Annotated in this window: 9 protein-coding genes; 1 reads left to right on the forward strand and 8 read right to left on the reverse strand. The window is 67.7% G+C overall.

The window, feature by feature from the left end:
* The 7 genes from rplC to ACK5IN_RS08875 all read right to left on the reverse strand — a co-directional run.
* Positions 1-413: 50S ribosomal protein L3 (rplC, locus tag ACK5IN_RS08845; RefSeq protein WP_416895823.1), on the reverse strand; the 413-nt coding region annotated here is incomplete at its 3' end.
* Between the two features lie 8 nt (positions 414-421).
* Positions 422-730: a 30S ribosomal protein S10 gene (rpsJ, locus tag ACK5IN_RS08850; RefSeq protein ID WP_416895824.1), complete on the reverse strand. Its 309-nt coding sequence runs from the start codon at positions 728-730 to the stop codon at positions 422-424.
* Positions 731-1,252: 522 nt separating this feature from the next.
* The gene (locus tag ACK5IN_RS08855) at positions 1,253-2,224 is read right to left on the reverse strand and encodes a hypothetical protein (RefSeq protein WP_416895825.1); all 972 of its coding nucleotides are present in this window, start codon (positions 2,222-2,224) and stop codon (positions 1,253-1,255) included.
* 301 nt (positions 2,225-2,525) lie between these two features.
* Positions 2,526-2,741 (reverse strand): hypothetical protein, encoded by a 216-nt coding sequence (locus ACK5IN_RS08860; protein ID WP_416895826.1) that lies wholly within the window; start codon positions 2,739-2,741, stop codon positions 2,526-2,528.
* A gap of 51 nt (positions 2,742-2,792) precedes the next feature.
* On the reverse strand, positions 2,793-3,677 hold the full coding sequence (locus ACK5IN_RS08865) for a carbohydrate ABC transporter permease (RefSeq protein WP_416895827.1): 885 nt from the start codon (positions 3,675-3,677) through the stop codon (positions 2,793-2,795).
* Positions 3,674-5,035 (reverse strand): ABC transporter permease subunit, encoded by a 1,362-nt coding sequence (locus ACK5IN_RS08870; RefSeq protein ID WP_416895828.1) that lies wholly within the window; start codon positions 5,033-5,035, stop codon positions 3,674-3,676. The genes ACK5IN_RS08865 and ACK5IN_RS08870 overlap by 4 nt, the downstream gene beginning before the upstream one ends.
* Before the next feature lie 16 nt (positions 5,036-5,051).
* The gene (locus tag ACK5IN_RS08875) at positions 5,052-6,371 is read right to left on the reverse strand and encodes an ABC transporter substrate-binding protein (RefSeq protein ID WP_416895829.1); all 1,320 of its coding nucleotides are present in this window, start codon (positions 6,369-6,371) and stop codon (positions 5,052-5,054) included.
* Between the two features lie 203 nt (positions 6,372-6,574).
* On the opposite strand from ACK5IN_RS08875, the gene ACK5IN_RS08880 reads away from it, so the two are divergent.
* Positions 6,575-7,618 carry a LacI family DNA-binding transcriptional regulator gene (locus ACK5IN_RS08880; RefSeq protein WP_416895830.1) on the forward strand — a complete coding sequence of 348 codons (1,044 nt, stop codon included), beginning with the start codon at positions 6,575-6,577 and terminating at the stop codon, positions 7,616-7,618.
* A 154-nt stretch (positions 7,619-7,772) separates the two neighbouring features.
* On the opposite strand, the gene ACK5IN_RS08885 is transcribed toward ACK5IN_RS08880, so the two are convergent.
* Positions 7,773-8,194: EF-Tu/IF-2/RF-3 family GTPase (locus ACK5IN_RS08885; RefSeq protein WP_416895831.1), on the reverse strand; the 422-nt coding region annotated here is incomplete at its 5' end.

Genomic DNA, 8,194 nt, shown 5'->3' on the forward strand with positions numbered 1-8,194 from the left:
CCCTTGAAGTTGTGGCGCTTCATGACACCCGCGGTGCCCTTGCCCTTGCTCGTGCCGACGACGTCGACGAGCTGGCCGGCCTCGAACACGCCGTCCACGGTGAGCTCCTGACCGAGTGAGTAGTCAGCAGCGTCCGCGGTGCGGATCTCGGTGAGGTGACGGCGCGGGGTCACACCGGCGGCCTCGAAGTGGGCCGTCTGCGGCTTGTTGACCTTGCGGGGGTCGATCTGCCCGTACGCGATCTGCACGGCGTTGTAGCCGTCCTTCTCGGGCGTGCGGACCTGGGTCACCACGTTGGGGGCGACCTCGATCACGGTCACGGGGACGAGCTTTCCGTTCTCGTCCCACACCTGGGTCATGCCGAGCTTGGTGCCCAGCAGTCCCTTCGACGTCGTGGTTGTCTTGTCAGCCATGTCGGACCTCAGAGCTGGATCTCGATGTTGACAGCGGCCGGAAGGTCGAGCCGCATCAGCGAGTCGACGGCCTTGGGCGTCGGGTCGATGATGTCGATGAGGCGCTTGTGGGTGCGCATCTCGAAGTGCTCGCGGCTGTCCTTGTACTTGTGCGGCGAACGGATGACGCACACCACGTTCTTCTCGGTGGGGAGGGGCACCGGGCCCACCACGGTGGCACCGGCCCGGATAACCGTGTCGACGATCTTGCGCGCCGAGCTGTCGAGCCCGGCGTGATCGTACGACTTCAGGCGAATGCGGATCTTCTGTCCCGCCATCTGTCTGCTCACTCTCTTTCTTGCGTCATACCTCGTCGGGCATAGGACGCCTCTGGCGCACGCGCGCCTGGCACTTCTCCCGGCCGGCTCTTCACGAGCCGGTCGAGGGGCACCCCTGTTCTGGTGTCAATCCCCGGCACTCAGGCCGGGGCATCCGCTCGATCGCGCACAAGCACGCTTGCAGCGATCGGTGTGGGATGAAGGTGTTCTGCTGCCCGCGGCCTAGGCACTCGCGCGTGCGCGCCGCCTATGCACTGCCCTGACAGTGATCCCGACGCGCGCCGCAACGCCGCCAGGAATGTGGAACCTGTCTAGTGTACGTGCATCCCGGGCGTGTCGCAAACTGGCCTGCCCCTCCCCACCCCTCCGCCGAGGGGGTGGGTTTCCCGCCGAGGGGGTGGGTTTCCCGCCGAGGGGGTGGGTTTCCCGCCGAGGGGGTGAGTGCTCCGCCGAGGGGGTGGGGCGTACTCGGCGCGAGAGGCACCTTCTCGGCGGAAGACGCACCGCCTCGGGACGAGGGGGTCAGGCGGGGTAGAGGCCGATGGTGCGGAGGTACTCGCAGAAATCGTCGATGGTGGGCATCTCATCGAAGCCCCAGCGGTCACAGCGCCATCCGGTGGCGCGTCGCGCCCTCTCCTCACGACGCGCCTGCCTCTCCAGCACCTCATCGGGCGTCCGACCGCCCAGCAGGTCGGCATCCGCGTACTTGATCTTCCCGTCGAACTCCCCCCATCGGCCCCGTCGCGGCCACGCGAAGTCGAGCAGCGCATACGTGCCGTCCGGGAACACGACCCGATACTGCAACTCCGGACGCGGCACGTTGAGTTGCCACATCCACAGCCGCGAGACGCTCTCACCCGGCGACTGTGCGCATCCGTCAGCGAAGGAGGCGACAAACCGCGCCTGCCGGATGCCGCGGGCCCCCTTGTGGCGACGGATCCGCTCTTGCACGCGCGTGCGGAAGCGCTCGGCCACCTCCGTGTCGTACGTGTTCTTCTTGGCGTGCCATGCCGCCCGGTGCAGGGCAGCATCAAAGCACACCACGGCCGCTTCGAGCGATGCGGTGCGAATGACGTCGTACACCGTGCGCTCCAGGGTCGTCAGGCGCAGGCCGTCGATGACGAGAACGTCCGTATCGGGCAGTGGCACCCGATGCCGGACGACGTCCAGGCTGTTCTTGCGCGAGTGCGGGCCGGGCACGATCAGATCGACGCGGTCCGACCGCGACCTGTACACGGGCAGGCCGTGCGCGGCGGCCGCCGTCTGGTAGCCGAACGCTGCGGTCGCATTCGTGATGCGGCGTGCCACCGCATATGCCCTCGTGCGCAGCCGCCCCTCACCGAACAGTCGCTCCCACTCGGTCACGCGCGCCTGAGCCCCCGGGCCTATGCGAACGAGCGTGCCCGGATCGAGGCCGGCATACGTCAGTGCGCCGGAGCGGGCGTCGGAGGAGGGATGCCTGGGGATGACGTTTGCCCGACGAGGTCGTGTCATGAGACGACTCTGGCGCTCCCGACGTGCGCCGTGACCGCATCCCCCGGAATCTGTGCACAACTCTCACCCGGCGCCCACCTGTGCAGGAAGCGTTGCCCCCGCACCCAGGAGGTGCGTTGCGCGCCGAGGTGGTGGGTTGCACACCGAGGATGTAAGCCAGAAACGCGACGGCATACTACCACGGACGAAGCTAGTGCCCCCGAGCGGCGGCGTCAAGGGTGTGGCTCACAAGATGTGATCCGGCTGCCACAGCAGAGGGCCCGGACAGCACGTGTGCTGTCCGGGCCCTCGAATCGTCTTGCTACTCGTTGCCGATCGCGCCGTCCGCTTTGGCCGCGAGGTCGTCGACCGTGCCGTGGTGCGCTTCGGGCACGACCTTCTTCGCGATCCCCGCGGCCCCCTCGATCACCTTGTCGCTGATCTCCTCGGCCTGATCGGACGAAAGGGCGTCCGAGATCTTGTCCTTGTTCTGCTCGAACAACTCGTTGCCCTTGTTGACGATGTCGTCAAGCCCCATGGCTTCCCTCTCTTCCTGCGCCCTCTGGCGCCTTCGCAACCAGTATGTCCGCTACTTCTGCGAACCCGCCAGCAGTGCCTGCACGAAATACCGTTGGAATGCGAAGAACACGATCAGTGGGATGATCATCGACAGGAACGCGCCCGACGACAGCACATCGATGTTCGCGCCGAACTGCCGCAGCTGCGACTGGATGGCCACCGTGATCGGCTGCGATTCGGAATTCGTGAAGATCAGCGCCACGAGCATGTCGTTCCAGGTCCACAGGAACTGGAAGATCGCCAGCGACGCGATGGCCGGCAGGCCCAGCGGCAGCATGATCGTGAAGAAGATGCGCCACTCGCTGGCACCGTCGATACGCGCCGCCTCGAGGAGCTCGCCCGGCACCTGCGTGAAGAAATTCCGCAGCAGGAATATGGCGAACGGCAACCCGAAGGCGACGTGGAAAAGGATGACGCCCAGCACCGTGCCGAAGATGCCGATCGCGCCGAACAGCCGCGCGAGAGGGATCAGCGCCACCTGCACAGGCACCGCCAGCAGGATGATCACGACAATCAACAGCCAGTCGCGCCCCCAGAACTCGGTCCACGCGAAGGCGTAGGCCGCCAGCGACCCGATGAGCACCACGAGCACCGTCGCGGGCACGGCGATGACGATGGTGTTCCAGAACGACCCCGTGATGGTGGGGTTCGAGAGCAGGTTGGCATAGTTCTGGATGGTGAGCTCGGCCGGCGCGGTGAAGACGGTCCACCAGCCGGATGCCGCGTTGTCGCCGGCGGTGCGAAGCGAGGTGATGAACAGCCCCACGCTCGGCACGAGCCAGAAGATCGCGACGACGATCAGCACGACGTTGACGACGCTCGAGCTGAGCACGCCGACGATGCGCTGGCCGACGGTCTTCTTGCCGCGGACGATCTGCAGGTCGCTGACGGTCATCGTCCACGCTCCTCACGGAACCGGCGCACGTTGATGATCATCGACGGCAGCACGAGAATCAGCAGCAGGATCGCCAGCGCCGAGCCGAGACCCTGGTTGGCACCCCCGCCGAACGAGACCGTCCACATCTCCACCGCGATCACGTTGGCCGCGGGTTTGGAGACGCCCGGTGGTATCACGTAGACCAGGTCGAAGATCTTCAGCACGTTGATGATGAGTGTCACCAGCACCACGATGAGCACCGGCGACAGCAGGGGGGCGGTGATGCGGGTGAACACCTGCCACTCGTTGGCTCCGTCGACGCGCGACGCCTCCTGCAGCGACCGGTCCATCGCCGACAGCCCGGAGGCGATCATCACCATGGCGAATCCCGCCCAGATCCAGACGTACGAAAGGATGATGACCGCGTTGATCAGCGACGGGCCGAGCCAGTCGACGCCCTGAAAGCCCTGCGCGAAGTTCGTCGCGGGCAGCGCCACCCGGTAGCTCTCGCCCGGGGTCAGCCCCTCGACCGTGTAGGTGCCGCCGGCCCCGGTCGTGGCGAAGCCGTGCACCGAGCCGTCAGGGGCCACAGCATCCACTCGCACGCCCGGCAGCCCGCTCTTGCCGTCCTCGATCACGCCGTTCGCTCCCCCGCCGCCGGGGACCACGTCGAGGAAGACCGTGCCGGTGATCTGCGTGTCGCTCGCTGCCGGGGCCTGCTCGGCCTGGGTCGCATCGCCGGGCAGATCGGTCTGCCGGATGCCGACCAGCGGGAAGTCCTGCGAGCTCCCCGGCTGCAGTTCGTTCTCGCTGGCGATGGCCGGACCCTCGGCGATGATGCCGAAGCCGTCACGCGGCGTCGCGCCCGGGAACTGCGCGGCGTTGCTGAACAGGCTGTCGACGCCGGCGATCGTCGCGTTGACGACGCCGAGCTGCGGATCGGTCTGGAACATGCCGCGGAAGATCACCCCGGCCGCCAACATCGAGATGGCCATCGGCATGAAGATGATCAGCTTGAACGCCGTCTTCCACTTCAGCTTCTCGAGCAGCACGGCAAAGATCAGGCCGAGCACCGTGCAGGTGATCGGTGCGATGATCACCCACATGATGTTGTTGCGGATCGCGGTGAACGTCGCCTGGTTCGTGAACATCGTGACGTAGTTGTCGAACCCGACGAACTCGTCGCCGGCCGTGTTGTAGAACGAGCGGACGACCGTGTACACGATCGGGTACACGACCAGCGCCCCCAGCACGACCAGCGCGGGGGCGAGGAACGACGCGATGATCGCGGTGCGACGCCACCGACCCTTCCCCGGGGAGCGAGCCGGTCGCTCGCTCCCCGCGGGATCGGTGGCCGTGTCGACCAGGACGGTCACGGCAGGGCCGCCTGACTCAGCCGCCGTAGGCCGATGCCGCGGCCGCCTCTAGCCGGTCCATCGTGCCCTGGACGTCGTCCGGGTTCTCGTAGAAGGCGATCATCTCCTGCCAGAACCCCTGACCGGCGGTGCCGCCGAACGCGCTCGGCGTCAGGTCAGACATGTCGAAGCGGAACGTCTCGGCCCCCGTGAGCGCCTCGGCGATCTGCCGCGCCGTGTCGTCGGGGTACAGCGACGCGTCGACGCTCTTGTTCGGCGAGGTGAGGCCGCCCAGCGGCACCCAGATCGACGCCGAGTCGGGCGAGGCCAGGTACGCCATCAGCGCGTTGGTCGCGTCGTCGTCGGTGAACTGGATCGCCACGTCGCCGCCGCCGACCACCGCCGGCGCCGACCCGTCGATCGACGGGAAGTTATAGAACAGCGCGTTCTCGCCGACCGTGGAGTTGCCGTCGTCGGTGATGTTGCCGGCCACGAAGTCGCCCTCGTAGACCGTGCCCGCCTCAGGGTTGGCCCCGAACACGGCCGTCACGCTCTCGGGGAACGTGCGCTGCGCGCCGCCCGGCTGCAGCACGTCGCTCGACCACAGCTGCGCCATGACCTCGAGCGCCCCGGCGACCGACGGATCGGTCCACGGGATCTCGTGGTTGGTGAGCTGGTCGTACTTCTCGGCCCCCGCCGTACGCAGGTAGACGTTCTCGAACCAGTCGGTCAGCGGCCAGCCGACGTCGGCGCCGACCGAGATGCCGTAGTAGCCCGAGTCCTGCACGAGCTGCAACTGCTGAAGGAAACCGTCCCAGTCGTCCGGGGCCACCGCACCGGCACCCTCGTAGATGTCGTTGTTGTACCAGACCGTCGACTTGTTGGCCGCCTTGAACCAGACGCCGAAGAGGTCGCCGTCGACCGATCCGAGATCGACCCAGCTCTGCGAGTAGTTCTTCTCGACCTCGCTCTTGACGTCGTCGCTGACCGGCAGGATGTCACCGGCCTGCGCCAGCGACTGCATCAGCGCGGGCTGCCCGACGATCGCGACGTTCGGAGGCGTGCCGCCCTCGAGCTGGCCCTGCAGGTAGGTGGGTCCGTTGTCGCCGAAGCTCGTGTAGTTGACGGTCGCACCGGTGTCGTCCTGGAACTTCTGAAGCACGGCCTCGAAGTTCGCCTGCTCGGCGCCCGACCAGGCGGCCGTCACGTTGAGCGTGGTGCCGGCGAAGTCACCGCCGCCACCGCCGTCGTCGGTGGACCCGCCACCGCCGCCTCCGGCGCAGCCCACCACGAGAAGACCTGTGACGGAGAGCGCCGCGGTCGCGGCTGCCGTGCGCCTCCGGGTGTGAATGTTCATGCGTGCCCCTTCACTCTGGATCCTCGCGTCGCGGCGCAGAACACGGCCGTATGCGGAATCGCTTCCACACTCCACGGTAGCTTCGCGCGTCATCCGGAGCAATACGGGCCCATATCAGTGGTGTAACGTCTGAATCCACGACGACATCGGCAAGGGGGAAGGCTGGAAGCGCTCTCACATCGACGCGTCTTCAGGAGCAGGATATGGCAGGGATCGCCGAGGTGGCGATGCGCGCAGGGGTCTCCCCCGCGACCGCCAGCCGTGCCCTCACGGGGCGGGGCTACGTCGCCGCCGACACCCGGACGCGCGTCGAGGCCGCCGCCGCCGAGCTCGGCTACGTCGCCTCCAGCTCGGCCTCGAGCCTGGTCACCGGACGCACGAACACCATCGGCGTGGTGATGCCGGCGCTCAACAGGTGGTTCTTCGCGGAGGTGCTCGAAGGCATCCAGGAGTCCCTGCTCGAGCACCGCTACGACCTGGCACTCTACGGCGGCACCGCCGGCGCGAAAGCGCGGCAGGACATGTTCGGCTACTTCCTGGCCCGCAAGCGCTTCGACGGCATCATCGCCGTCGGCATCGAGCCCAGCGCGCACGAGCTCGAGCGCATCGCCGCCTTCGACCGGCCCATGGTCAGCGTCGGCGGCTACGACATCGGCACCGACGCCGTATCGATCGACGACGAGTCGGCCGGCCACATCGCCACCGACCACCTCATCGGCCTCGGGCACCGTGACATCGTCTTCCTCGGCGGCGACCCGGACGGACGGCGCACGAGCTTCGGCGACGCCCGGCGCCTGGCCGGATACGAGACGGCGATGCGCAGCGGCGGGCTGGAGGCATCCGTTCGCCACGTCCGCTCCCCTGTCGCCATGCCCGCCGGCTATGCGGCCGGCTCCGACCTCCTCGCCGACCGTCGCACGCGCCCCAGCGCGATCGTCGCCGTCTGCGACGACGTCGCCATCGGCGCGATCATCGCCGCCCGCCGCCTGGGACTGCGGGTGCCCAGCGACCTCAGCGTCGTCGGCATCGACGACCCCGCCAACGCCGCGATGTTCGCACTCACCACCCTGCGCCAGAACCCGCGCGAGCAGGGGCGGACGGCGGCGCAGCTGCTGGTGCGAAGGATCGAAGAGCCGGATGCCGCGGTGCGCCGCGTCCGCGAGCCGTCACCGCTGATCGTGCGCAGCACCACCGCCGCGCGCGACGCCGCCTCTCCGATCGTGGCCGACGCCGCCCGCGCAGAATAGCGCGGCATTGTCGGATGCATCGCACGGACCTCGGAGGATCTGCGCGACATGCTCCAACGTTCGCGACATCCTCCGACATCACGACGTGGTGCCGACAAAGACGAGGCCCCCGGAGCCTTGCGACTCCGGGGACCTCGTCAGAACGTGCGTCGGATTACCGCAGGACCTTGGTGACGGTACCGGCACCGACGGTGCGGCCACCCTCACGGATCGCGAAGCCCAGGCCGTCCTCCATGGCGATCGGCTGGATGAGCACGACCGACATGTCGGTGGTGTCGCCGGGCATGACCATCTCGGTGCCCTCAGGCAGCGTGATGACGCCGGTGACGTCCGTGGTGCGGAAGTAGAACTGCGGACGGTAGTTCGTGTAGAAGGGGTTGTGACGGCCACCCTCCTCCTTGGAGAGGATGTACGCCGTGCCCTCGAACTCGGTGTGCGGCGTGACCGAACCCGGCTTCACGACGACCTGGCCGCGCTCGACGTCGTCACGCTTGGTGCCGCGCAGGAGCAGACCACAGTTCTCGCCGGCCCAGGCCTCGTCGAGCTGCTTGTGGAACATCTCGATACCGGTGACGG

Source organism: Microbacterium sp., assembly GCF_047971895.1.
In the GTDB taxonomy this organism is placed as follows: domain Bacteria; phylum Actinomycetota; class Actinomycetes; order Actinomycetales; family Microbacteriaceae; genus Microbacterium.